At 61.8% G+C, this 24,402-nt stretch carries 19 protein-coding genes; 13 read left to right on the top strand and 6 right to left on the bottom strand.

Annotation, left to right across the window (positions count from 1 at the left end; all coding sequences use genetic code 11):
• Positions 1–332: 332 nt before the first annotated feature.
• The gene (moaA, locus tag ACS3WB_RS06610; RefSeq protein WP_438274772.1) at positions 333–1,364 is read right to left on the bottom strand and encodes a GTP 3',8-cyclase MoaA; all 1,032 of its coding nucleotides are present in this window, start codon (positions 1,362–1,364) and stop codon (positions 333–335) included.
• Between the two features lie 750 nt (positions 1,365–2,114).
• A complete protein-coding gene (locus ACS3WB_RS06605; protein ID WP_438274771.1) occupies positions 2,115–2,804 on the bottom strand; it encodes an HAD family hydrolase in 690 nt (229 codons plus the stop codon).
• Between the two features lie 399 nt (positions 2,805–3,203).
• Here ACS3WB_RS06605 and rpiA point away from each other — a divergent pair, with 399 nt between their 5' ends.
• The 5 genes from rpiA (at position 3,204) to ACS3WB_RS06580 (ending at position 9,537) form a co-directional block, all read left to right on the top strand.
• Positions 3,204–3,923: a ribose-5-phosphate isomerase RpiA gene (rpiA, locus tag ACS3WB_RS06600; protein ID WP_438274770.1), complete on the top strand. Its 720-nt coding sequence runs from the start codon at positions 3,204–3,206 to the stop codon at positions 3,921–3,923.
• Between the two features lies 1 nt (position 3,924).
• Positions 3,925–4,434, top strand: a complete 510-nt coding sequence (locus ACS3WB_RS06595) for a DUF2059 domain-containing protein (protein WP_438274769.1) — start codon at positions 3,925–3,927, stop codon at positions 4,432–4,434.
• Between the two features lie 18 nt (positions 4,435–4,452).
• A complete protein-coding gene (gor, locus tag ACS3WB_RS06590; protein ID WP_438274768.1) occupies positions 4,453–5,838 on the top strand; it encodes a glutathione-disulfide reductase in 1,386 nt (461 codons plus the stop codon).
• A 259-nt stretch (positions 5,839–6,097) separates the two neighbouring features.
• The gene (locus ACS3WB_RS06585; protein ID WP_438274767.1) at positions 6,098–7,486 is read left to right on the top strand and encodes a class II 3-deoxy-7-phosphoheptulonate synthase; all 1,389 of its coding nucleotides are present in this window, start codon (positions 6,098–6,100) and stop codon (positions 7,484–7,486) included.
• A 299-nt stretch (positions 7,487–7,785) separates the two neighbouring features.
• Positions 7,786–9,537 carry an NAD+ synthase gene (locus ACS3WB_RS06580; protein WP_438274766.1) on the top strand — a complete coding sequence of 584 codons (1,752 nt, stop codon included), beginning with the start codon at positions 7,786–7,788 and terminating at the stop codon, positions 9,535–9,537.
• 254 nt (positions 9,538–9,791) lie between these two features.
• On the opposite strand, the gene ACS3WB_RS06575 is transcribed toward ACS3WB_RS06580, so the two are convergent.
• On the bottom strand, positions 9,792–10,892 hold the full coding sequence (locus ACS3WB_RS06575; protein ID WP_438274765.1) for a DUF2865 domain-containing protein: 1,101 nt from the start codon (positions 10,890–10,892) through the stop codon (positions 9,792–9,794).
• Positions 10,893–11,145: 253 nt separating this feature from the next.
• The gene (locus tag ACS3WB_RS06570; protein WP_438274764.1) at positions 11,146–11,466 is read right to left on the bottom strand and encodes a hypothetical protein; all 321 of its coding nucleotides are present in this window, start codon (positions 11,464–11,466) and stop codon (positions 11,146–11,148) included.
• A 297-nt stretch (positions 11,467–11,763) separates the two neighbouring features.
• Between ACS3WB_RS06570 and cysS the strand changes: the two genes are divergently transcribed.
• The 3 genes from cysS to cimA all read left to right on the top strand — a co-directional run bounded on the left by cysS (position 11,764) and on the right by cimA (position 15,449).
• Entirely contained in the window at positions 11,764–13,239 is a 1,476-nt protein-coding gene (cysS, locus tag ACS3WB_RS06565; protein WP_438274763.1) for a cysteine--tRNA ligase, read from the top strand.
• Between the two features lie 114 nt (positions 13,240–13,353).
• Positions 13,354–13,854: a GNAT family N-acetyltransferase gene (locus ACS3WB_RS06560; RefSeq protein ID WP_438274762.1), complete on the top strand. Its 501-nt coding sequence runs from the start codon at positions 13,354–13,356 to the stop codon at positions 13,852–13,854.
• Complete coding sequence (gene cimA, locus ACS3WB_RS06555) at positions 13,851–15,449, top strand: citramalate synthase (RefSeq protein WP_438274761.1); 1,599 nt, start codon at positions 13,851–13,853, stop codon at positions 15,447–15,449. Before ACS3WB_RS06560 ends, cimA begins: the two co-directional genes overlap by 4 nt.
• Positions 15,450–15,569: 120 nt before the next feature.
• Here cimA and ACS3WB_RS06550 read toward each other — a convergent pair whose 3' ends face one another.
• A complete protein-coding gene (locus ACS3WB_RS06550; protein ID WP_438274760.1) occupies positions 15,570–16,175 on the bottom strand; it encodes a TIGR00730 family Rossman fold protein in 606 nt (201 codons plus the stop codon).
• Positions 16,176–16,383: 208 nt separating this feature from the next.
• Here ACS3WB_RS06550 and ACS3WB_RS06545 point away from each other — a divergent pair, with 208 nt between their 5' ends.
• From ACS3WB_RS06545 to pssA, 3 genes are all read left to right on the top strand, one after another.
• Positions 16,384–18,342 carry an ABCB family ABC transporter ATP-binding protein/permease gene (locus ACS3WB_RS06545; protein ID WP_438274759.1) on the top strand — a complete coding sequence of 653 codons (1,959 nt, stop codon included), beginning with the start codon at positions 16,384–16,386 and terminating at the stop codon, positions 18,340–18,342.
• A gap of 143 nt (positions 18,343–18,485) precedes the next feature.
• On the top strand, positions 18,486–19,226 hold the full coding sequence (locus tag ACS3WB_RS06540) for a phosphatidylserine decarboxylase (RefSeq protein ID WP_438274758.1): 741 nt from the start codon (positions 18,486–18,488) through the stop codon (positions 19,224–19,226).
• A 278-nt stretch (positions 19,227–19,504) separates the two neighbouring features.
• Positions 19,505–20,347: a CDP-diacylglycerol--serine O-phosphatidyltransferase gene (gene pssA, locus ACS3WB_RS06535; protein ID WP_438274757.1), complete on the top strand. Its 843-nt coding sequence runs from the start codon at positions 19,505–19,507 to the stop codon at positions 20,345–20,347.
• Between the two features lie 478 nt (positions 20,348–20,825).
• Here pssA and ACS3WB_RS06530 read toward each other — a convergent pair whose 3' ends face one another.
• Positions 20,826–22,058 carry an MFS transporter gene (locus ACS3WB_RS06530; RefSeq protein WP_438274887.1) on the bottom strand — a complete coding sequence of 411 codons (1,233 nt, stop codon included), beginning with the start codon at positions 22,056–22,058 and terminating at the stop codon, positions 20,826–20,828.
• Between the two features lie 628 nt (positions 22,059–22,686).
• Here ACS3WB_RS06530 and ACS3WB_RS06525 point away from each other — a divergent pair.
• Together ACS3WB_RS06525 and ACS3WB_RS06520 are read left to right on the top strand one after the other, a co-directional pair.
• Positions 22,687–23,460 carry a motility protein A gene (locus ACS3WB_RS06525; RefSeq protein WP_292610162.1) on the top strand — a complete coding sequence of 258 codons (774 nt, stop codon included), beginning with the start codon at positions 22,687–22,689 and terminating at the stop codon, positions 23,458–23,460.
• Positions 23,461–23,518: 58 nt separating this feature from the next.
• On the top strand, positions 23,519–24,349 hold the full coding sequence (locus ACS3WB_RS06520) for an OmpA/MotB family protein (RefSeq protein WP_438274756.1): 831 nt from the start codon (positions 23,519–23,521) through the stop codon (positions 24,347–24,349).
• Positions 24,350–24,402: the final 53 nt, after the last annotated feature.

Raw genomic sequence — 24,402 nt, 5'->3', positions numbered from 1 at the left:
CCGCGATTTTGGAAGCCGGACTGCAGACCAGCAGCGCTCACGCAGGTCACTGCAGGACAGGGCACTCGTCGCGCAGCGAAGTTTCGGCGCTTTCCCGGAATGGAGCGGAACGCTGGCCTGCGCCACCCATGCAGCCAATGCACCATTCCAGCGCCGGGCTGCCGTCGTCAACCGGAGGCTTGTCGATATCGGGGGAGTATAGAGCGGCACACGCGCCGTCCGGGGGGCTGCCTAGAAAATGATTTCCGAAAAGTGCGAACCGGTTTTCGGATAAGATCATGCTCGATCAAAAGGATAGGACTGGCATCTGATCCAGGAAATTGGGTCGGACTCTAACCGCCGGTTACGCTCATGTGCCGGCTGACGCTCGGGCGGTTGTGGCGGTCGATGATGAAGTCATGGCCTTTCGGCTTCAGGCCGATGGCGCGATCGATCGTTTCATATAGCAGGTCGTCGCTGGCGGATGCACGCAGCGGTCGCCGCAGATCCGAGGCGTCTTCATGGCCGAGACAGGTATGCAGGGTCCCCGTACAGGTGATGCGAACGCGGTTGCACGACTCGCAGAAATTGTGGGTCATCGGCGTGATGAAGCCGAGTTTCCCGCCGGTCTCGCTGACACGGACGTAGCGGGCAGGGCCGCCCGTGCTGTCATCGACGTCGGTGAGAGTGTACTGGCTGGCGAGCCGCGCGCGCACCATCGACAGCGGCAGGTACTGGTCGGTGCGGGACTGTCCGATATCGCCCATCGGCATGACCTCGATGAGGGTCAGCGCCATGCCTCGGCCGTGCGCCCATTCCATCAGAGCGGGAATTTCATCTTCGTTGAGGTTTTTGAGCGCGACCGCGTTGATCTTCACAGCAAGGCCGGCGGCTTGCGCCGCATCGATGCCGGCCATGACCTTCTGCATGTCGCCCCAGCGCGTGATCTCGCGAAACTTGGCGGGATCGAGCGTATCGAGCGACACGTTGATCCGCCGCACGCCGCAATCCTTCAGCTCAGAGGCGAAACGCGCCAGTTGCGATCCGTTGGTCGTGAGCGTCAGTTCGTTCAGCGCTCCGCTCTCCAGGTGACGTGACAGCGAATGGAATAGCGACATGACGTTGCGGCGAACCAGCGGCTCGCCACCCGTCAGCCGCAACTTGCGCACGCCCTTGGCGATGAACGCCGAGCACAGACGGTCGAGTTCTTCGAGCGTAAGCAGATCGACCTTCGGCAGAAACGTCATGTCCTCGGACATGCAATAGAAGCAGCGAAGATCGCAGCGATCCGTGACCGATACGCGCAAATAGCTGATGGACCGGCCAAACGGGTCGACCATTTTCCGGGAGCTTGAAACCTCGGTGAGGACAGAAGAACCGGTCATTCAATTTGCCTTGTCGCAACGGCAAGCGGCGCCTATCCCGCAATGTAGGCAGATTGCAGCTACCATACAATGCGCAATGCGCTAAGGTTTGTGTTTGCTGCAGTGCGTAAGAAGTTAACGGTCAGGGGCGGGTGCCGAAACTGTCGCCGGTTCGGGGAAAGGCGAGGCTGACGCGGGCGAGGAGGCTGCCGGAGTAGCGGCGGCGGCGGCTTTGGGTGCGCGTCGTTTGCGGGGTTTTTTCCGAACAGGTTTTGGAGGCGTGACCGGCTGCAGTTCACCGACTACCGGGTTTGGATCGGCCGTCGTTGTCGCGGGGGATGTCAAATCGCCGGGCTGATGCGTCACCTCAACCGGCACCGTCAAAGGTTGATAGTTGGCCAGGGTATACGACACGCTGAAGCCTTCGGCGGCCGGGACTTCCACGGAGCAGGGGGTCTTGCAGGACTGTCCCTGCGAGGTCCGGGCCTCCGCGCCCTGCGGCACCGAGTCCAGCTCAACTGTTACCTTCGGTGGCGCGGGCTTGAACGCATCAGGCGAGAACAGCCGGCCAGACCGATGCCTGCCAAGGCGATCACGATAAACCGGCGCATGGTTGATAAATCCGTCACTTGCGGTTGCGGCGAGCCGCCGCAGCCTCCCCACGCAGACCATAGAAGCGGGATAAGACTATCGCAATACCGCCGACCACCCTTGTCGAGGGGGCTGTTGATATCCGTAGTCGCCGACTTTATTTACTGCAAAATCAGCAGTTTATGTCAGTGCCGAGGCACGAAGGGCGAGGACGGCTGCCGGCAATTCCCGCATATGCGCCACGAGACGGTCGGGCTTGAGTTCTGCAATTGGAACCTCAGTATAGCCGAACTCGACCCCGATTACGGGAATGCTGGCCCGGCGCGCCACCCCGATGTCGGGGCCCGCATCGCCGACCATGATCGTGGTCTCGGGGCGGCCGCCGGCTTGCGCGATTGTCTGCAGCAGAATAGCCGGATCCGGCTTTGACACGCCGAAGGTGTCGCCGCCGCAGATCGTGGCAAAACGCGGGCTCAATTCCAATTCATCGAGAAGTTGTTTGGCAAGCGCTTCCAGCTTGTTGGTGCAGACCGCGAAGCGATATCCCCGCGCCGCCAGGTCGTCGAGCGCCTCGATGAGCCCATCGAAGGGGCGGGATTTGTCGGCGATATGCGCCGTATAATAGTCAATGAAGTCACCCATCATCCGCGTGACATCATCAGCCGTCGCGGGGTGATCCTCGCGTTCGAGGCCGCGCTCGATCATGCGCCGAACTCCCGCGCCGATCATCGAGCGGGCCGTCGGCAATGATACCTCGGACAGACCTTCGCGGTTCAAAACGAAGTTCAGCGCTGCGGCGAGATCTGGTGCGGTATCGACCAGCGTCCCATCGAGGTCGAAGACGACTAGAGGAGAGGGTGAAGACGTCATAATGGCGGATCGGTACCTTCCTTCAGCCGGACATGCAAGGACGACGTGCGAAGGGAGATTTGAGCGGCTGAAAACACCGGAAGGCCCTGTTCCTTACAGCCGAACGACGCTAGTGTGGTTTGGTTTAGGCTCAGAAGTTCGCCCTTTTTCTTTGCAAGTCCTTCCTATCTGCAAATTCTTCAGGCGAACTTCTAAACCTAAACCACGCTGGAATCACAAATTTGCCAGCGTTCCGACCGACATGTCCTTGCGGCAACCCTTGACGCGGACTTCGGGATCAACGGGACGCCAGCAACCCCACAATTCGTGCGGATCCGGGAGTTCGCTTGACCGACCCTCGGCGGCGAGTCACCGGAAACGCCTCGCCGGACAGGCGGACTGCGTAAAATCGAGGTCGGAATGACGTTGGATGAATTGAAAAGACAGGCTGCTGCCCGTGCCCTTGAATACGTCCAGGACGGTATGAAGCTGGGTCTCGGAACGGGATCGACCGCCAAGCACTTTGTCGAGCTTTTGGGTGAGCGCGTCCGGGACGGGCTGAAGGTCGTCGGCGTGCCGACATCCGAAGCAACGCGAGCCGATGCGGAGCGGTGCGGTATTCCGCTGACCACTCTGGACGATCTTGACCGGCTCGATCTGACGGTCGATGGCGCCGACGAAGTCGATTCCGACCTGAATCTGATTAAGGGCGGCGGCGGGGCGCTCCTGCGCGAGAAGATCGTGGCTGCGGCCTCGGAGCGCATGATCGTAATCGCGGACGAGACGAAGTGGGTGGAAAGGCTGGGCCGCTTTCCCCTTCCGATCGAAGTCATTCCGTTCGGGCTCGCGGCGACGCGGCGCGCGATTGCCGAGGCGTTCGAGAAAGCCGGCGCTTCCGGTCAAATGGTCGTCAGAAAGGGACCGGACGGCCATGCTTTCGTCACCGATGGCGGCCACTGGATTTTCGATGCCCATCTCGAGCAAATACCCGATGCCTCCCATCTGGCCAGGTTGTTGAATCCGATACCTGGCGTCGTCGAGCACGGGTTGTTCATTGGCATCGCGCGTGTGGCGATGTTGGCGGGCGCACAAGGAATTCGTGTTGTTGAGCGGCCGTCGAGCCGCAACCAGGAGAGTTGAGATGAAGGGTCTTTCAGGGTTTCTGTCGGCGGCTTGCCTTGCCGCGGCGCTGATGTTCTCGGGCATGGTGTCGGCTCAGCCGTCCGCCCAACCGTCAGCCGCCGCCATTGCCTCGGCGAAGGAGCTTCTGACTCTGAAGCACGCGGATGCGATGTACGCAAATGCCGTTCCAGGGATGGTGGAGCGGACCAAGACCACGCTGCTTCAATCCAATCTGAACTACCAGAAGGATCTCAACGAGGTTGCCCTGGTCGTCGCCAAGTCGCTGGCGGGTCGTGAAAAGGAGATCGGCGACGGCATGGCGAAGATCTATGCCAGCCAGTTCACCGAGCAGGAGTTGAAGGACCTGGTCACCTTTTACAAGTCTCCGCTCGGACAGAAGCTGCTCGCGCAGGAACCCAAGGCGATCGAGCAGAGCATGGGATACATGAACCAGTGGGCTCAGCAGTTCGCGGAGATCGTCAACGGCGAATTCCGCTCGGAAATGCGCAAGCGCGGCAAGGAAATCTGAGTCGGGTCTAAGCTGCGGATGGCTGATTTCGACGTCGATCTGTTCGTCATAGGCGGAGGATCCGGCGGCGTGCGCGCCGGTCGTATCGCCGCCGGTTACGGCGCGCGCGTCATGATCGCCGAGGAATACCGGATGGGAGGCACCTGCGTCATCCGGGGCTGCGTGCCGAAGAAACTGCTGGTCTACGGATCCCACATCCGCCACGACATCGAGGATGCCGCGGGCTTTGGCTGGTCGATCCCGTCTGCGACGTTCGACTGGCCGACGCTGATCGCCAACAAGGACAAGGAGATCGCCCGGTTGGAGGCAGCCTATACATCCAATGTCGAGAAGGCGGGCGCGCGCGTCGTCAAGGCGAGGGCCGTATTCGAGGACCCGCATACGCTGAGGCTGGCGACAGGCGAAACCATCCGTTCGAAATACGTGCTCATCGCAACGGGTGGCGCGCCCAACCACGGGCGGGTCATTCCCGGCATCGAGCACGTGATCTCCTCCAACGAGGTGTTTCATCTCAAGGAGTTGCCGAAGCGAATTGCGATCCAGGGCGGCGGATACATCGCGCTCGAGTTCGCCTGCATCTTTGCAGGATTCGGCAGCGATGTGACGGTGATCTATCGCGGCGACAATATCCTGCGCGGTTTCGACGACGATGTTCGTGCGCACGTCCGTGCGGAGATGGAAAAAGAGGGCATCACCGTTCTTACGGGATGCACTGTCGACAAGGTTGATCGGCACGGTGACGAATTCACATCTCATTTGTCGAACGGGTCGAGCGTCGCCTCCGATCAGGTGCTGTTTGCGATCGGCCGGCATCCGAATGTTGCAAATCTCGGTCTCGAAAAGGCAGGCGTCGCCATCAATCCGGAGAACGGCGGCATTGCCGTTAATGGTTTTTCGCAAACCAACGTGCCGCACATCTACGCCGTCGGGGATGTCACGCACCGCTTCAACCTGACGCCGGTTGCGATCCGCGAAGCTCATGCATTTGCGGATACGGTGTTCGGAAACAAACCCACGCGGGTGGATCATGCGGACATTCCGACCGCGGTGTTCTCGCAGCCCGAAGTCGGCACGGTGGGACTGACAGAGGCGCAGGCGCGCGCGCAGTTCACCCATGTCGATATCTACAAGACGAGTTTCCGGCCGATGAAGGCGACGTTGTCCGGTCGCGACACCCGCATTCTGATGAAGCTCGTCGTGGACGCGACGACGGATCGCGTGCTGGGCTGCCACATCGTCGGCGACGGCGCTGCCGAGATGGTGCAGGTTCTCGGCATCGCGATCAGGATGAAGGCGAAGAAGGCGGATTTCGATGCGACGATGGCATTGCATCCCACTGCGGCGGAAGAACTCGTGACCATGCGGACGCCGGTCGCCCGTCACGTGCGCGAAGCGGCAGAGTGAGGGCTTTCCGAACGCTGGTTTCAAGTCGTTGCCGATGACCCCGTGCCCGTAAGCGAATATCCATGGCCAAACGAACCGGATTCGCCCGATGCCGACTCAACCGGTGGCCCGACGAAGCCGGTTGGTAAAATTACATTTTATTTTCAATGCCTTGCATTGAGAAACTTAATGCCAACTGGCGCGGCGCGGCCAGCCTGTGTATATACGGCCCGTCGCCTCTTCCCCGGTAAGTGGCGGTTTTTCCTCAGGAGTTGACCTCATGTCCGAGCGGTGGACACCCGATAGCTGGCGGGCCAAGCCCGTGCAGCAAATGCCGGATTATCCGGATGCGAAATCATTGGGCGAAGTCGAGGCACAGCTTGCCACGTTTCCGCCGCTGGTTTTTGCGGGTGAGGCGCGCAATCTGAAGAAGGCCCTGGCCCGAGTCGCAAACGGCGAGGCCTTCTTGCTTCAAGGCGGCGACTGCGCCGAGAGCTTCGCCGAGCACGGCGCCAACAACATCCGCGACTTCTTCCGTGTGCTGTTGCAGATGGCGGTGGTCCTGACCTATGCCGGTGCGCTGCCGGTCGTGAAGGTCGGCCGCATTGCCGGCCAGTTCGCCAAACCGCGCTCGTCGCCGATGGAGAAAATCGACGGCGTCGAACTGCCGAGCTATCGCGGCGACATCGTCAACGACATCGCCTTCACCGCGCAGTCGCGCGTGCCCGATCCCCATCGTCAGATCATGGCCTATCGGCAATCGGCCGCGACGCTGAACCTGCTGCGTGCGTTCGCGACCGGAGGTTTCGCCAATCTCGGCAGCGTGCATCAGTGGATGCTGGGTTTCATCAAGGATTCCCAGCAGTCGCGGCGCTACAAGGAACTGGCCGACCGTATTTCTGACGCGCTCAATTTCATGCGCGCCTGCGGGCTCAATCTCGAGAGTCACCCGGAACTGCGCGCGACCGATATCTACACCAGCCACGAGGCGTTGCTGCTTGGCTACGAGCAGGCTCTGACGCGGATCGATTCCACGACTGGCGACTGGTACGCCACTTCAGGCCATTTCATCTGGGTCGGCGACCGCACCCGTCAGCTCGATCACGGCCACGTCGAATATTTCCGCGGCATCAGGAATCCGATCGGGCTGAAGTGCGGCCCCTCGCTCAAGCCGGACGAACTGTTGAAGCTGATCGACGTGCTCAATCCGGACAACGAGCCGGGGCGGCTGACGCTGATCGGCCGCTTCGGTTCGGACAAGGTCGGCGATTACCTGCCGCAACTGATCCGCGCGGTGCAGCGCGAGGGCCGCGTTGTGGTGTGGTCGTGCGATCCGATGCACGGCAACACCATCACTTCGACCAGCGGCTACAAGACCCGTCCGTTCGACCGCATCCTGTCGGAGGTCAAATCGTTCTTCAGCATTCACGCCGCGGAGGGCACGCATGCCGGCGGCGTTCATCTGGAAATGACCGGACAGAACGTCACCGAGTGTATCGGCGGCGCGCGTGCCATCACGGACGAAGACCTCAACGATCGCTATCACACCGTCTGCGATCCGCGCCTGAATGCCGAGCAGTCGATCGACATGGCGTTCCTGATCGCCGAATTGCTCAGGCAGGATCGGGCGGGCAAGGTCAAGCCGATCCCCGCGGTCGCGGGCTTCTGAGGTGTCGCGCTTATGGCGCGCCACTAATCGGGGGCCAGCAAGGTGTTGTCATTCCGGGGCGCGCGAAGCGCGAGCCCGGAATCCAGCCAGATCGAATGCGTCATTATAATTGCTGGACTTCGGATCGCCGCCGGTGCGGCGTCCGGAATGACCGGAAAGGTTTTTCAACAACCTGCTATGACGGAACATCGTGCGGGCAGGGCGGGGAGGTTTCTGATGCCGGTCGCTGTTCACCTCCCTCGAAACCGCTATAAGCGTGACCATTGCAGAAAGGCGAGGCCCGCGGGCAACGTGCATCCATGACCGTAACCAGCTTCAAGATCACGCTCGGCCAGTTGAATCCAACGGTCGGAGACATTGCCGGCAACGCCGCCAAGGCTCGCGCCGCGCGCGCGCAGGCCAGGGCCGAGGGCGCCGCGCTGGTTGCGCTTCCGGAACTGTTCATCGCGGGCTATCCGCCCGAGGATCTGGTGTTGAAGCCTTCGTTTCAGGCGGCGTGTCGCGAGGCGGTCGAGGATCTCGCGCGCGAGACCGCCGACGGGGGACCGGCCGTACTGATCGGCACGCCATGGGTGGACGACGGTAAACTTTACAATGCATATGCGCTGCTGGATGAGGGACGGGTTGCGGCGATCCGCTTCAAGGTCAACCTTCCGAACTACGGGGTGTTCGACGAGAAGCGCGTATTCGCGCGGGGACCTGTCGGCGGACCCTTGAAAATTCGGGGCGTGCGGATCGGCGTTCCGATCTGCGAGGATACCTGGGTCGAGGAATCCGCCGAGTACGAGAACGTGGTCGAGTGCCTCGCGGAAACCGGCGCGGAAATTCTCGTCGTTCCCAATGGCTCGCCCTACGCGAAAGGCAAAAACGACATCAGGCTGTCGATTTCTGTCGCGCGCGTAACCGAGAGCGATCTGCCGCTGGTCTATCTCAATCAGGTCGGCGGTCAGGACGAACTGGTGTTCGACGGCGCGTCGTTCGTGCTGAACGCCGATCGCTCGCTGGCCGCGCAGCTTCCCTCTTTCGAGGAAAGCGTCGTGACGCTGCAATGGACCAGGTCCGCGGCGGGTTGGCAGTGCGCGGGGCCCGTGGCGTCTCAACTCGAAGGGGACAAGGCCGACTATGCCGCGTGCGTGCTCGGCTTGCGCGACTATGTCCGGAAGAACGGATTTCCCGGCGTGCTGCTCGGCGTGTCCGGCGGCATCGACTCCGCTTTGTGTGCGGCGATCGCTGTGGATGCGCTCGGGGCGGAGCGCGTTCGCGGCGTCATGCTGCCGTTCCGCTTCACCGAACAGGTCTCGCTCGACGATGCTGCGAAGCTCGCAACGGCGCTCGACATTCGCTACGACGTGCTGCCGATCGCGCCGGCCGTGAACGGCTTTGAGGAGATTCTCTCCGGCACGTTCGCGGGGCTTCCGCGCGATATCACCGAGGAAAATCTACAATCGCGCGCCCGCGGCACGTTGTTGATGGCGATCTCCAACAAGACCGGCGCGATGGTGGTGACCACCGGCAACAAGTCGGAAATGTCGGTGGGCTACGCGACGCTGTACGGCGACATGAACGGCGGCTTCAATCCGATCAAGGATATCTACAAGACCGAGGTGTTCCGGCTTGCCAGCCTGCGCAACGCATGGAAGCCGGACGGCGCGCTCGGACCCGCGGGCGAGGTGATCCCTTCCACCACGATCGCCCGGCCGCCGACGGCGGAACTGCGCGAAAACCAGCTCGATCAGGATTCGCTGCCGCCCTACGATCTGCTCGACGCCATCCTCGAGCGGCTGGTCGAGCGCGAGGAGCCGCTGGCGTCGATCGTCGCGGAAGGGTTCGATCGCGAGACGGTCGTACGGATCGACCGCCTTTTGAACCTCGCCGAATACAAGCGCAGGCAGGCGGCGCCGGGCGTCAAGGTCACGCGCAGGAATTTCGGCCGCGACCGCCGTTATCCCATCACCAACCGGTTTCGCGATTCAGGCAAACCGTTGCCGAAGCCGGATGAAGACCTCGTCTCACGCGCCGGCCGGGCTTCAGCGGAAGCCTTCGAGGGCTGACGGCGAAAAATAACTCACGATGAATTCGCGTTTTCTTCACGCGAACCGATGTCCGCTTCTCGAAAACCCTGTGACGGGCTGTTCGAAAAAACTTTTCCAGTCATTCCGGACGCCGCGCCAGCGGCGATCCGGAATCTGGATATTCGACGATGGTCCAAGAATACTGATTCCGGGTTCGCGCGTCGGCGCGCCCCGGAATGACATCCGTCGAGACTTCAACATCCTGTTAAAGCAAATCCACTCTGCGGGATGCTCTATTGAGCGGGTATGAACGTCGGTCCGACAGAGCGGATCGGCTTGTTCGAAGGCGCAGGGCCAGTGGGCACTGCGCTCGTCGTCGCAGGTACGCCGGCTGGCGCCGCGGCTGCGTCCTTCTTTTGCGAACCTTTACTCCCGCCGGGCTGTGACATCTTTTTCGCGCCGTCTTCGGTAACGATGATGTCACCCTGCTGCGCTGCCTTATCGTCGAGTCCTTTCAGCGCCTCCGACCAGGTCTGGCCCGCAGCCTTGCACGAGCACGATGGATTGAATTCCTGACGGTACCGGAACGCATTCGGGGACGACGAATAGGGTTGTCCGTTGATCGAGACGGCCTGATTGATGTCCTCGCCCGGATTGCGATAGGCATAGAGGGTGGCGTCCGCTGCCGGACATAGGTTCTTGCAGGTGCGTTCGTCGTCGGCAAAACGGCTCGGCACGGTGGCGAACGAGATCGGGAAATAAAAGCCGTCGCATGAGCGTGCGCAGACGGTTCGATAGGTTCCGGACTGCACGCCAGAATCGGCCGGCGGAAGCTCCGCACTGTCGATATGCTCGGGCGAATTGCCGAACAGGTTATCGAAAAAATTGCCTTGGTTCCGCACCGCCGCGGCGTATTGCGGACCGCAATTGTTCTGCGCGAGCGCTATCAGCACGGAACGGCGCTGGTTGTCGTAGTCCGGGCCGCCGATGCCACCGCCGGCCCGCAACCGCTCCAGACTGGTGGTGATCTGCTCCAGATTGGTCCGCATCCGCTGGATCTGCTGAGTGACCGGCCCGCACTGCTGCGACTGGCCGTTGAACAGCGAGAAGAATCCCGAACTGTCGCAGCCCATCCGCCTTGCTTGCGCGGTGACGCGTTCGAGTTCGGCCTGCTGCCGGCCTGCGGCATCCTCGTAGCGTCGGATCTGGCCGGCTCTCGCCGGATCGGCGCCGCCGCGCTCGATGTTTGTGAGTTGCGCCTCGAGCCGCGGGCAAATCGGATTGGCGCCTGGCGCGCCTTGCGCCATCGCGTTGCCAACAGGGACCGCGATGCCGAGGGCGGCAGCGCAAGCCAGAATTCGCATGATGCGGCGGGCAAACAAAAGGTCAGGCATGATCCGCCATCAGAGCGATCCCGGGGCGATTCTGCAAACGCTACGATGAGGTGATGTCTTTCGAACGCAGACGCCCATCGCGGTGATTTTTACAATCCGGGCGGAGCCTGATTGCGTTGCGAGACGCTGAGGGGGAGGCCCGATGAGACCGTTCGCCAGCGTGGTCATTTCTTATTCGCTTCTCGCGGCAGCGTCACGTCGTTTCCGGGGCGCGAGTGTGGCGGACGCGGCGCGACACCGTCTTTCCGGCCAGTCAGCGTTGACAGGTGATCGCGACGAATTCGTTGCAGCCGCTGTGCCGGCACGAGCCTGTCGATCCTGAAATCGAATCCGTCATCTCGTCGGGCTTGACGCGCCTATAAGCGGTGGCTTGCACAAAATCGCGTGACCGGCAGTAGGAGTGAGCAGCGTGTGCGCCGCATCTCTCCCCCAGAGCGAGGCACTGATCGATGCCATAGCCGTCGGCGTGATTGGCGACGATAAAAACATGGCTGTCCGCTTGGGCGGTGGCGCCGGCGAGGAAAGTCGTACCCGCCAGAAACAGGGCGGCCAAAAATATGGGGATAATGCGCATGATGTGCCGGAAAAACGAGATAGTCGCCGACCTTGCGGGCCACGACGAGCCGGCGCGATTTCGCGGCGAAATGAGGCGTTTGTGGGGCGTGGCCTTGACGCTGCACCCCCGGCTGTTCCATGGTGCCGGAATGAACGGTCTGCTCGCCTTTTGTGGCCTTTGCCGCGAGATTATTCGCTAGCGATTCGCTGGCCGACCACCGTCTTTATCTCACAAACGTGATCCAGACGCCCGGCCAGCGAGCGGAGCGGATTTGACATTCGCTATTCAGCCGATGCGACTTCGGAACGGAATTCCATGGAACTGCGCCTTTACGATACCCTGACCAAGGAGAAGCGGGTTTTCACGCCGATCGATCCGTCGAACGTGCGGATGTATGTCTGCGGTCCGACGGTCTACGACTTCGCCCACATCGGCAATGCGCGGCCGGTCATCGTGTTCGACGTCTTGTTCCGCCTGCTGCGGCATCTCTACGGCGCCGACCACGTCACCTATGTTCGCAACATCACCGACGTCGACGACAAGATCAACGACCGCGCGGCGCGGGATTTCCCTGGCATGCCGTTGAACGAGGCGATCCGCAAGGTCACTGGAAAAACCGCCGACCAGTTTCAGGCCGATGTCGCCGCGCTCGGCTGCCTGCCGCCGACGCATCAACCGCGCGCCACCGAATTCGTGTTGCCGCGCGCCGACGGCCGGACCGACATGGTGACGCTGATCAAACAGCTCATCGCGCGCGGCCATGCCTACGAGGCCGGCGGCGAGGTGCTGTTCGACGTGCAGTCGATGCCGGACTACGGCGCGCTGTCAGGCCGCAGGCTTGAGGAGCAGAAGGCCGGCGCGCGGGTCGCGGTGGACGCGCACAAGAGAAATCCGGCGGATTTCGTGCTGTGGAAACTGTCGTCGGAGAACGAGCCGGGCTGGGACAGCCCGTGGGGCAGGGGGCGGCCCGGCTGGCACATCGAGTGCTCGGCGATGAGCGCGGCTTATCTTGGCGGACCTGATGGCAAAGACGTCTTCGACATCCATGGCGGCGGCCTCGACCTGATCTTCCCGCATCATGAAAACGAGATCGCGCAGTCGCGCTGCGCCCACGGCACGCCTGCGATGGCGAACACCTGGATGCACAACGGCTTCCTGCAGGTCGAAGGCGAGAAGATGTCGAAGAGTTTGGGCAACTTCTTCACTATCAACGAATTGCTGAATACCGAGAAATTCGGCGGGCGGAAGTGGTCTGGCGAGGTGCTGCGGCTCGCGATGCTGAAGACCCATTATCGGCAGCCGATCGACTGGACCGTTCAGGGACTTCAGGAAGCCGAAAAGATGCTCGATCGCTGGTATGATGCGATCGGCGATGTCGAGGCAGGTGAGATATCTGCTGAGGCCCTCGACGCGCTCGGCGACGATTTGAATACGCCGAAGGTGATTTCTGAATTGCACCGGCTGGCCCATCCGGCGGTCGCCGGCGAAATGATGATAGGTCTGACATCGATGGGGCAATCGGCTGCTCCCGAGGTGTTAAAGGCCTCGGCCAATGTCCTCGGTCTGTTGACGCAGACCGCCACGCAATGGTGTTCGGGCCGAGCCGGAGGACACGGTATCGATAACGATACCGTCGAAGCCTTCATTCGGGAACGCGCCGAAGCTCGTGCCCGAAAAGACTTCAAGGAATCCGATCGCATCCGCGACGAGCTTGCGGCCATGGGCGTCGTGCTGAAGGACGGCAAGGACGCCGACGGCAAGCCGGTGACGACATGGGAGATCGCGCGATGACGAAGCCCGACACGCCGTTTCCGAGACACTGGCGCTATTACATTTTCATCAAGTGGGCGGTGATCGTCGGCGCAGTCGTGCTGGCCCTCCGCCTGTTCGGAGTGTTTTGACGCGATGGGACAGGCGCTTCCCAAACCCGCGCTGCGGCCGATGCTGCCCGTCGATGTTCCCATACTGGCGGCGATCTTCGTCGCCAGCATCGAGGAACTGACTGGCGACGACTACAGCGAGGCGCAGCAGATCGCGTGGGCGAGCGCCGCGGACGATGAAGGCAAGTTCGGCGCGCGGCTTGCGAAGCAGTTGACGCTGGTGGCGACGCTGCAAGGCTCGCCGGTCGGCTTCGCATCGCTGAAGGGTGCGGATTGCATCGACATGCTCTATGTGCATCCGGCTGCGGCGAGGCAGGGTGTCGCGACCGTGTTGTGCGATGCGCTGGAGAAACTTGCGGGCGCGCGGGGGGCCACCGCGCTGACCGTCGAGGCCAGCGATACCGCGGAGCGGTTTTTCGCAAGCCGCGGCTACGTCGCGATGCAACGCAATTCGGTGACGCTCGGCGACGAATGGCTGGCCAACACCACGATGAAGAAGACGCTGGCCGCTGGAGGCTCGTCATGAGCCGCGAGCGCCTTTATCTGTTCGACACCACGCTGCGCGACGGCGCCCAGACCAACGGCGTCGACTTCACGTTGCAGGACAAGCAGATCATCGCGAAGATGCTCGACGATCTCGGCATCGACTATGTCGAAGGCGGCTATCCCGGCGCAAATCCGACCGATACCGAACTGTTCTCGCAAAAGCCTGCGCTCGCCCACGCCAGGTTCACCGCGTTCGGCATGACGCGGCGACCGGGCCGCTCGGCGTCCAACGATCCGGGGCTGGCCGCGCTGATCGAGGCCAGGGCGGATGCGATCTGTTTTGTGGCTAAATCCTCCGCCTATCAGGTCAGGGTCGCGCTGGAGACCACGAACGACGAGAATCTGGCGTCGATCCGCGACAGCGTGAAGGCAGCCACGGCGGCCGGCCGCGAGGTCCTGGTGGACTGCGAGCATTTTTTCGACGGCTACAAGGAGGATCCGGCCTTCGCGCTCGCCTGCGCCAGGACCGCGTATGACTCCGGCGCACGCTGGATCGTTCTGTGCGACACCAATGGCGGCACCATGCCGAAAGAGATCGAAACGATCGTGTGCGAGGTCGCTACGCAAATTCCCGGCGACCATCTCGGCATCCACGCCCATAACGACACCGAGCAGGCGGTCGCCAATTCGCTCGCGGCGGTGCGCGCAGGCGCGCGCCAGATCCAGGGTACGCTGAACGGCCTCGGTGAACGCTGCGGCAACGCCAATCTCTGCTCGCTGATTCCGACGCTGAAACTGAAGAAGGAATTTTCCGACGCCTTCGAGATCGGTGTGACGGACGACAAGCTCGCGACGCTGACGCAGGCCTCGCGCACGCTCGACATCATGCTGAACCGCGCGCCGAATCGCCACGCGCCTTACGTCGGCGAAAGCGCGTTCGTCACCAAGACCGGCATTCATGCGTCAGCGATTCTCAAGGACCCCACGACTTACGAACACGTCGCGCCGGAATCGGTCGGCAATCGCCGCAAGGTGCTGGTGTCGGATCAGGCCGGCCGCTCCAACGTGCTGGCCGAACTGGAGCGGGCTCACATTGCGTTCGACAGAAACGATCCGAAGCTCGGACGGCTGATCGACGAGATGAAGGAGCGGGAAGCGGCGGGCTACGCCTACGAATCCGCCAACGCGTCGTTCGATCTTCTGGCGCGGCGCACGCTCGGCCGCGTGCCGGAGTATTTCGATGTCGAGCAGTTCGACGTCAATGTCGAGCAGCGTTACAATTCCCACGGCAAGCGCGTCACCGTCGCCATGGCGGTGGTAAAGGTGAGGGTCGATGGCCGGACGCTGATCTCCGCCGGTGAAGGCAACGGCCCGGTCAATGCGCTCGACGTCGCCTTGCGCAAGGATCTCGGCAAATACCAGAAGTACATCGACGGGCTGAAGCTGATCGACTATCGCGTGCGTATTCTCAACGGAGGCACCGGAGCGGTGACGCGCGTGCTGATCGAGAGCGAGGACGAGGAAGGCGAGCGCTGGACCACGATTGGCGTGTCGCCCAATATTATCGACGCGTCGTTCCAGGCGCTGATGGATTCAATTTTCTACAAGCTGGTGAAAGCCGACGCGCCGTCGTGAGCAACGCGGTGTGGGTTGCGGGCTGTCAAGAACCTTCCCGGTCATTTTGGACGCGCACCAGCGGCGATCCGGAATGACATCCGTCGAGCCTGTTTCGACCGCCTGTTCAGTCCGCAGGGGCTAAAGCCGGTCGGCGACGTCGGCCGGCATCTCCTTCGAGGCATCGCGCGCGAGGGTCGCGGCGGCGCGAAGTTTCGGCAGGATATCCTCCACGCGTTCGGCTTGCAGAACGTTGACCGCGAGCGTCGGTCGGATGAAGGCGGTGGAGCGCATGTGAGCGAGTAGCGCGAGCAGCGGCTCCCAGAAGCCGTCGACATTCGCGAGCAGGATCGGCTTGGCGTGCCGCCCGAGTTGCTGCCAAGTGAGTTGCTCGACCAATTCCTCCAGCGTGCCAACCCCGCCGGGCAGGGCGATGAACGCGTCCGATCGTTCGAACATCAGCCTCTTGCGCTCGTGCATGTCGCGCGTGACGATCATTTCCTGCACGCGCGCCAGCGCATGTTCGCGCGACGTCAGGAAGTCCGGAATGATGCCGGTGACGGTGCCGCCGTTGTCGAGGACGGACGTCGCGATGGCGCCCATCAGGCCGACCGAGCCGCCGCCGTAGACCAGCCCGACGTTATTCCGGGCGAACGCTTTACCAAGGGCGACGGCAGCTTTGACGAAGTTGGGATTGGTACCGGGGCCTGAGCCGCAATAGACGCAGACCGTTTTGATGATGTTCATGGGAATCGATGTGGCCCCGCACAATTACGTCGTCAAGGCTCGGCTATTGCCGGCGCCGGGTCAAGTGCCTGCCGCGCCGCCTCCGCAGCGAAAAGATCGCCCGTCAAGGGTGTACGCGGCATCCAAACGCTTTATATGACAGTCCATATGACCTCGATCGGACGATATTTTCGGCTGCGGAAGCCGTTTTGCGGTTCGGGCGCTACGGATGCGTAGCGCCGTTTCGCATCCGGCGGATGCGCCGGCAAAACCCTCCGACGACCCGGCCCGAAGCGCGACGCTCGGCAGGGCGCTGCTGCATCTGTGGCCCTATATGTGGCCCGGCGACCGCGCCGACCTGAAGATGCGCGTGGTCTGGGCGATGCTGCTGTTGCTGGCGGCGAAGGTCGCCACGCTGATCGTTCCGTTCACCTTCAAATGGGCGATCGACGCGTTGAACGGCGCGGGAAGCGCGCCGGTGCAGCCCGACAACTGGGCGATGTGGCTGATCCTGTCGCCGCTCGCGATGACGCTAGCCTACGGCTTCGTCCGCGTGCTGATGGCGCTGCTCACCCAATGGCGCGACGGCATCTTCGCCAAGGTCGCGATGCATGCGGTGCGCAGGCTCGCCTACCAGACGTTCGTCCACATGCACGAACTGTCGCTGCGGTTTCACCTCGAGCGCAAGACCGGGGGCCTGACGCGCGTGCTCGAACGCGGCCGCAACGGCATCGAGGAAATGGTGCGGCTGGTCATTCTCCAGCTTATTCCGACCGCGGTCGAAGTCGGGCTGCTCACTGGGGTGCTGCTCTGGCAATTCGACTGGCGCTACGTGCTGGTGACGCTCCTGACCGTGTTGGTCTACATGGCCTTCACCTACAGGGCGACGCAGTGGCGCATCGAGATCCGCCGCCGGATGAATGAATCCGATTCCGACGCCAATGCCAAGGCGATCGACTCGCTGCTGAACTACGAAACCGTGAAATATTTCGGCGCCGAGTTGCGGGAAGCGAAACGCTACGACCGCTCGATGGAGCGCTTCGAGGTCGCCAGCGTTTCCACCTACACTTCGCTGGCTGTTCTGAACGGCGGACAGGCCATCATCTACACGGCCGGGCTGACGACGGTGATGATCATGTGCGCGGTGGGCGTGCGACAGGGCACCCACACGGTCGGCGATTTCGTGATGGTCAACGCCATGATGATCCAGCTCTACCAGCCGCTCAACCTGATGGGGATGGTCTATCGCCAGATCAAGCAGGCGATCATCGATATCGAAAAGATGTTCACCGTGCTGACCCGCAATCCGGAAGTGAAGGATCGCGCCGGCGCGAAGCCGCTGCGCATCGGGCACGGTGCGGTGCGGTTCGAGAATGTGTGGTTTTCCTATGATCCGGAGCGTCCGATCCTCAAGGGCGTGACGTTCGAGGTGCCCGCCGGAAAGACGGTGGCGATCGTCGGACCGTCGGGGGCGGGCAAATCGACATTGTCGCGGCTGCTGTTCCGTCTCTATGACGTGACCGAGGGCAGCATCCTGATCGACGGACAGGACATCCGCGACGTCACGCAGGTGTCGCTGCGGTCGGCGATCGGCATGGTGCCGCAGGACACCGTGCTGTTCAACGACACCATCCGCTACAACATCCGTTACGGCCGCTGGAATGCGACCGACGAAGAGGTCGAGGCCGCCGCCCGCACCGCGCAGATCGACGGTTTCATCCGGATGTCGCCCAAAGGCTACGAGACGGAAGTGGGCGAGCGCGGATTGAAATTGTCCGGCGGGGAGAAGCAGCGTGTGGCGATTGCGCGCACCATCCTGAAGGCGCCCCCGATCCTGGTGCTGGACGAGGCGACCTCGGCGCTCGACAGCCACACCGAGCATGAAATCCAGGAGGCGCTGGACCGGGTCTCACGCAACCGGACCTCGCTGGTGATCGCGCACCGGTTGTCGACCATCGTGGCCGCGGACGAGATTATCGTGCTTGATCAAGGCCGAATTGCCGAGCGTGGCACGCATGGCGAGCTTTTGGCGGCAAACGGGCTCTACGCCAGTATGTGGAATAGGCAGCGGGAGGCGCAGGCGGCACGGGAGAAACTGGCCCTGATCGGCGATGACGACGATGCGCCGAATCGGGCTCCTCCGCCCGTGGACGATCCGCTGGTAGCGCCGGCGGCGGCGGCGGAGTAGAATACCTCCAAGATCGATTTCCCGAATCAGGCTTCGGGTTTTCGCCGCGGCGCTGGCTTGCGGATCGGGATTTTCTGTGCAAGACGCGCGTTTCCGTAAAGCCCGCCTTCAGGTTCATCTTAGATCATCAGGTTTTCAAATCCATGGATCGACAGACTCTCTTATCCATAGCGAAATCCATTCGCGCCAGCGCGAAATCCATTCGCGCCCAGATTTCACCTATTCATCCGAAGGGTTATCCCTTCGTCGGCGGCTTCGCGCTCGCCAGTCTTATCTTCTTTTGGATCTGGACCCCGCTGGGCTGGATCGGAACGCTCCTGACGATATGGTGTGCGCTGTTCTTCCGCAATCCGGCCCGTGTGACGCCGGTTCGCGAGGGTCTCGTCGTGTCGCCGGCGGACGGCCGCATCTCGATGATCGCACCGGTGGTGCCGCCTGCCGAACTCGAACTCGGCGAACTGCCGATGGTGCGTATTTCGATCTTCATGAGCGTGTTCAATTGCCACGTCAATCGCAGCCCGGTCGCGGGAAAGATCGAACGGATCGTCTATCGTCCCGGCAAATTCATCAATGCCGATCTCGACAAGGCAAGCGAGGACAACGAGCGCAACGCGTTGGTCATAGCGACGCTAAACAACGGCCTGATCGGAGTTGTCCAGATCGCCGGACTGGTCGCGCGCCGTATCGTCACGTTCGTGCATGACGGACAGACGATCGAAACCGGCGAGCGCTTCGGGCTGATCCGATTCGGCTCGCGGTGTGATGTCTACTTGCCGGAGGGAACGCCGCTGCTGGTCTCCGAAGGACAGACCGCGATCGCCGGCGAGACGGTGCTGGCCGACTTCCAGCTTGCAGAGAGCGGACGGGTTTTCCGCAGCAACTAGCCGTTAGGCTGCTAGAGCCTTTCCGCTTCTGATGAAAATCAGAAGCGGGGCTCCATGATTTTTGATTTGACGCGGTTTCTTCACGCGAACCGGTATCCCCTTCGCTCGAAAACGCCATATATAACTGTTCGGACGGCCAGTGCCCTGTTCCGAAGCTCGCATGCCCTGCAGCAACCTTTGATGCGAACTTCGGGCCTTGCTATATAGGAGGCGTGCAAACGCCCTACGATCAGAAATCCGAGATACGCCGCCGCCGGTTTCGCCCGATCCCGGTGCGAATGCTTGTGCCGAATTTCATCACGCTGCTTGCGATTTGCGCAGGCCTGACTGCGATCCGGCTTTCGACCGAGGGACGGATGGAGCTCGCGGTCGCCGCGATCGTGTTCGCGGCCGTGCTCGACGGGCTCGACGGCCGGGTGGCCCGGATGATCAAGGGGCAGTCGAAGTTCGGCGCCGAACTCGACAGCCTCGCCGACTTCGTCAATTTCGGTGTCGCGCCCGGCCTGATCCTTTATTTCTGGCAGTTGCACGACCTCAACAATGTGGGCTGGATCGCATCGATGATATTCGCGATCAGCGGCGGCCTGCGGCTTGCGCGCTTCAACGCAACGATGAACGATCCGAACAAGCCGGCCTTCGCCGCGAATTTCTTTACCGGCGTGCCTGCGCCGGCAGGCGCGATCGCGGTGCTGCTGCCGGTCTATCTGGTGTTCCTGGACGTCCCGCAGCCGCCCGCGGTGCTGACCGCGCTTTATACGCTGCTGATCGCGATCCTCATGGTTTCCCGGCTGCCGGTTTTCTCCGGCAAGATGATCGGTATGCGCGTGCCGCCGGAACTGGTGCTCCCGGTCTTCGTGACCGTGGTGTTCGTCATAGCGCTCCTGATCAGCTACCCCTGGGTTGTCCTTTCGTTTGGCTCGATCATTTTCCTGGCGAGCCTTCCGGTCGGCTGGAAGTCCTACCGCGACCAGGAGATCAAGGCGGCCGTCAAGGAGACCTTTCCTGATGCAGCGTCGGCCTCCGACGCTGCGTCGCCGGTTGTGCCGCCCGCCGAGGCGAAGCCGCCAACCCCTCCGATCCGGCAGCGCAGGCAGGATAACCGGCCTTCACGGCCGCACTGAGAAGCTGCCCTTGCTACGATAGCCGGCGGAGACGAGGAGAGGTCCTTGGTGCGAGGTCGCGCTCGCGCCATAGCGGGCCATAGCGTTTTTGAACGAAGTGGATACCGGTTCGCCTGAAGAAAACGCGTCAAACGACAATTCAAAGCTTCGCTTCTGATTCAATCAGAAACGAAAATGTTCTAGGTCCGGCCGTGCGGCTCAAGCCGTTTGGTTCGGACGATCAGCAACCCTCACGCCAACTTCATGGCGGCACCAGCGTCCCCGGAAATTCAGCGAAAAAAAACATGGCCGGGACAAGCCCGGCCATGACCATGTTTCTATTAGACGTAAATCGCTTCCGTTGCGTTGGTTCTTTTCGAACCTCCGTGAACGGCCCCTTAGAGTCTTTCACCGTTTCATGGAAAGGTGAAAGACGCTAGCTTCTTGATTTGAGGCGTTTTCTTCACGCGAACCGGTATCCACTTCGCTCGAAAACGCTCTAGTGCGCTGGCACGGTCTCCGCGATCGCGGCAGAAACCGGTTTGACATTCCGGAAACCCACTCGCGAGAACGAGACGTAGAACGCGGCGATGTTCATCAGCGCCCAGATGACGAAGCCCATCGTATAGCCGCCCAGCAGAAACTTGCTGGCGGCCAGGATGGAGGTCATCGTGAAGCCGCAGGCCGCGCCGGCGGCCTTTGCCAGTCCGCTGACCGCACCCACGTGGACAAAGTAGATCGGGATCAGCTTGATGACCGCTGCCGCAGCCGCGCCCGACACCAGGGCAAGGCTGAATATGACGAACAACTGAACGGTCAGCGAAATCTGCATGGCCATCAGCACGGCGAGGATCGACATCGCGCCGAACATCCAGCTCAACAGCGTGAAAACGTCCCGACGGTCAGCCAGCCAGCCGCCCAGCGGTCTTGTAATCGCCACGCAGACCACCAGAATCGGCGTGTAGACCGCGACCGCTGTCGTCGGGTCGACGTGCCAAAAATCGACCAGATAAGTGGGCATGGTCGACGCGAAGAAAACGAGCGTACCGAAGGCCACCCAATAAAGAGCGGGAACGAGCCACACCACGACGCCCGAGCGGTAGACGGCGAAGATTTCCTTGACCGAGGTGTTTTTCAGCTTCCGGTTCGGCGGATCCGACGTGAAGAACATGTAGACTGCCGCCATGCCCAGCGTCGGAATGGCGAAGATCGGGAAGATCAGACGCCAACCGTCCGGATCGCTGGTGTCCAGCACGTTTGTGATGAGGAACGAGACGGCCATCATGCCGACCGTGATTCCGACGTTACCCAGAGCAAAGAGACCCAGCGCCGTGCCCTGTTTTGATTTGGGGTACCAGGACGACACATGGGCGTTGCCGACCACGAAGCTCGCGCCTCCGAGGCCCAGCATCATTCCCAGGAACAGGAAGGCGATATAGCTCTCGGCGAAAGTCCCCAGAATCAGGACCACGGAGAGGCAAACCAGCAAAATCGTGAAAACCGTCCGTCCGCCGAACTTGTCGGTCCAGATTCCGAGCGGGATGCTGATGGCGGCCGCGAAAAGGGGCTCCATCGCAGCCAGGATCAAGACCTGGGTGCTCGTGAAACTGTACCATTTAATCAGAAACGGGGCGAGTGCGGAAAACATTCCCCAGATCGCGAAACCGAGCGCGAACGCTACGGTTGAAATGCATAAAACCTTCGGGTTGCCCGACGGCTCTGCCGCCGGCACGTTAGCCCCTAAAGCTGAATCTTTCACGGTGGCTCCTGACCAAAGAGATCGCCCTTGCACCAATTTTCCGAGCGCCTCTCCGGTTATGGGTGGTGGAGCGGCTCTCGGAGTCGTACGATAAGTAGTTTACATAGTATCTGCCGGCGATGTTGACGTCTATCAATTTCAGAAAGACCACATCGCTCGTTCGGACGTACGCCTCTTGCCACTGGGGTGGCGGATGAGGTTGGCTCCGCCCCGAGGCGTCGAGAGGGATTTCGGGGGCGATCGTCCTGCAAGATCATCTGAAAGATCGCACGATGGCTGCCGAGTTCTGACTGGTCGCGACGGGCAGGGGCCCTTCTGCGGGCGCCTTCATGGGAATGCCGTCGTTTCCGCCGGCCTTTATCCGGGCCGCGCACGTCTTTGATCCGGCTCATGTTTCAGGACGTTGCAGCCGGACTTGAACTGGAGACGGCGGTTGCTGTCTCCGTCCAATCCTCCGACTTGATTGCCGGGACGCTTGCGCCAGTGGTGCCCGGCTTTACGCGTCCTTAATCGCGCCAAAGTTAGGATTGGGCCGCGTGGCTCAGAACGGGCTGCGTCGCCGTCCAGGATGGCCGGCGGTTCGCGTGCGTTGGAGTTTCCCATGGATATCATGACGGGTGCCGGACTTGCTTTCGGCATGCTCGTAGTCGCCGTGATGGTCTTTATGGGCGGCGATCTCCATATGTTCGTCAGCGAACACGCCATGATCATCATCTTCGGTGGTGCGACCGCCGCCACCATGATCCGCTTTCCGCTCGGCGCGATTCTCCACGGCTTGCCACTCGGCGCCAAGTTCGCCTTCACCATGAGCCGGCTGTCGGCGCGCGACCTGGTCGACGAACTGGCGCGGATCGCCGAGATCGCCCGCAAGCAGGGACCGGTGGGTCTCGAAAAAGTCGAGACCAACGAGCCGTTTCTCGCCAAGGGAATTCGTTTCGTCGCGGACGGCTACGATCTCGAATTCATCCGCGACAATCTCGAGCGCGATCGCGACAATTTTCTCATGCACCTCGACGAGGGAAGCAAGATCTACCGCGCCATCGGCGATTGCGCCCCGGCGTTCGGCATGATCGGCACGCTGATCGGCATGGTGCAGATGTTCGCCAACATGACCGATCCCTCCAAACTCGGTCCGTTCATGGCGACCGCGTTGCTTGCGACGCTTTACGGCGCGCTGGTCGCCAACCTGTTCTGCCTTCCGATCGCGGACAAGCTGCACGGCAAGTTGCTCGACGAGGAAACCAATCGCACGTTGATCATCGACGGCATCCTGATGATCCGGGATTCCAAGAGTCCGGCGCTGGTGCGCGAAATGCTGCTGGCCTATCTGCCGGAGAAGCATCGCCAGGAGGAGGGCGAGCCGGTTCCTGCGTGATCGGATCGCAAAACCGGTAGCCGCTTTTGCGGAATACGCGTGAGTCGGGGAATCGGCGATGGCCAAGAAAAAACGCGGCGATGCGCATGGCGGCGGGCACGGCTGGTTCGTCACGTTCGCCGATCTGATGGGCCTGATGATGAGCTTCTTCGTGATGCTCGTCGCGTTCTCCACAATGGACAATCAAAAACTCAAGATCGTCGCCGGCTCGATGCGCGACGCCTTCGGCTCCCAGACCGAGGTGCGATATTCCGGAATCGTCGAATCGGACGGCCTGCCGACGCGGCCGAAATTGAAGAACGCCGCGCACGTCCCGCCGGAGGAAACCTCTACCACTCCGACCCCCAACGAGCAGGAGCGGTCCAAGACCGCCGGCGCGCGCCTCGAGACGGATCGCGAGTTCGCGCTCGCATCTGCATCGCTCCGGCAGGCGCTGCAGGACATGCCGGAACTGACCGAGCTTTCCAAGCACATCATGTTCGAGGAGACCAAGGAAGGCCTCAACCTGGAGATCGTCGACCAGGACGGACGATCGATGTTCGCCGACGGCTCCAAGGAGCCTTACGAACGCACGCGCATGCTGATCAGAAAGCTCGCGGCTCCGCTCAAGGCGACGCCTTTGCGGATTTCGATCACCGGCCATACCTCATCGACCTTCGTGCCCTCGCGCAGCGATTATGACGGCTTCGACCTCTCTGCCGACCGCGCCAACGCCGTTCGCCAGATCCTGGAGCGGGAGGGCTTGCCGTCGAGTCACATCTTCGCCGTGTCGGGCAAATCGGACAGCATGCCTCTGTTTCCGGACGATCCCTCGCTGGCGGCGAACCGGCGGGTGACCATCACCCTGATGCGCGAGGCGCCGCCGTTGCCTCCGAATCTGAAACCTTGATTTTCTGAAGTACTATTTTACCGTAAGCGGGATTGCTGCCAGACCGATCTGTC

Source organism: Nitrobacter sp. (assembly GCF_051535215.1).
Taxonomy (GTDB): Bacteria; Pseudomonadota; Alphaproteobacteria; order Rhizobiales; family Xanthobacteraceae; genus Nitrobacter.
This window is presented reverse-complemented; position numbering and strand designations above follow the sequence as displayed.

Excerpts from the sequence above, each read along its gene's own strand:
- ACS3WB_RS06570 (WP_438274764.1), bottom strand. The coding sequence starts at position 11,466 with ATGCGCATTATCCCCATATTTTTGGCCGCCCTGTTTCTGGCGGGTACG.
- ACS3WB_RS06580 (WP_438274766.1), top strand. The coding sequence starts at position 7,786 with ATGACCGTAACCAGCTTCAAGATCACGCTCGGCCAGTTGAATCCAACG.
- ACS3WB_RS06540 (WP_438274758.1), top strand. The coding sequence starts at position 18,486 with ATGGATCGACAGACTCTCTTATCCATAGCGAAATCCATTCGCGCCAGC.
- ACS3WB_RS06605 (WP_438274771.1), bottom strand. The coding sequence starts at position 2,804 with ATGACGTCTTCACCCTCTCCTCTAGTCGTCTTCGACCTCGATGGGACG.
- moaA (WP_438274772.1), bottom strand. The coding sequence starts at position 1,364 with ATGACCGGTTCTTCTGTCCTCACCGAGGTTTCAAGCTCCCGGAAAATG.
- ACS3WB_RS06575 (WP_438274765.1), bottom strand. The coding sequence starts at position 10,892 with ATGCCTGACCTTTTGTTTGCCCGCCGCATCATGCGAATTCTGGCTTGC.
- cimA (WP_438274761.1), top strand. The coding sequence starts at position 13,851 with ATGAGCCGCGAGCGCCTTTATCTGTTCGACACCACGCTGCGCGACGGC.
- ACS3WB_RS06545 (WP_438274759.1), top strand. The coding sequence starts at position 16,384 with ATGCGTAGCGCCGTTTCGCATCCGGCGGATGCGCCGGCAAAACCCTCC.
- ACS3WB_RS06520 (WP_438274756.1), top strand. The coding sequence starts at position 23,519 with ATGGCCAAGAAAAAACGCGGCGATGCGCATGGCGGCGGGCACGGCTGG.
- ACS3WB_RS06595 (WP_438274769.1), top strand. The coding sequence starts at position 3,925 with ATGAAGGGTCTTTCAGGGTTTCTGTCGGCGGCTTGCCTTGCCGCGGCG.
- ACS3WB_RS06525 (WP_292610162.1), top strand. The coding sequence starts at position 22,687 with ATGGATATCATGACGGGTGCCGGACTTGCTTTCGGCATGCTCGTAGTC.
- cysS (WP_438274763.1), top strand. The coding sequence starts at position 11,764 with ATGGAACTGCGCCTTTACGATACCCTGACCAAGGAGAAGCGGGTTTTC.
- ACS3WB_RS06550 (WP_438274760.1), bottom strand. The coding sequence starts at position 16,175 with ATGAACATCATCAAAACGGTCTGCGTCTATTGCGGCTCAGGCCCCGGT.
- gor (WP_438274768.1), top strand. The coding sequence starts at position 4,453 with ATGGCTGATTTCGACGTCGATCTGTTCGTCATAGGCGGAGGATCCGGC.
- ACS3WB_RS06560 (WP_438274762.1), top strand. The coding sequence starts at position 13,354 with ATGGGACAGGCGCTTCCCAAACCCGCGCTGCGGCCGATGCTGCCCGTC.
- ACS3WB_RS06585 (WP_438274767.1), top strand. The coding sequence starts at position 6,098 with ATGTCCGAGCGGTGGACACCCGATAGCTGGCGGGCCAAGCCCGTGCAG.
- rpiA (WP_438274770.1), top strand. The coding sequence starts at position 3,204 with ATGACGTTGGATGAATTGAAAAGACAGGCTGCTGCCCGTGCCCTTGAA.
- pssA (WP_438274757.1), top strand. The coding sequence starts at position 19,505 with ATGCTTGTGCCGAATTTCATCACGCTGCTTGCGATTTGCGCAGGCCTG.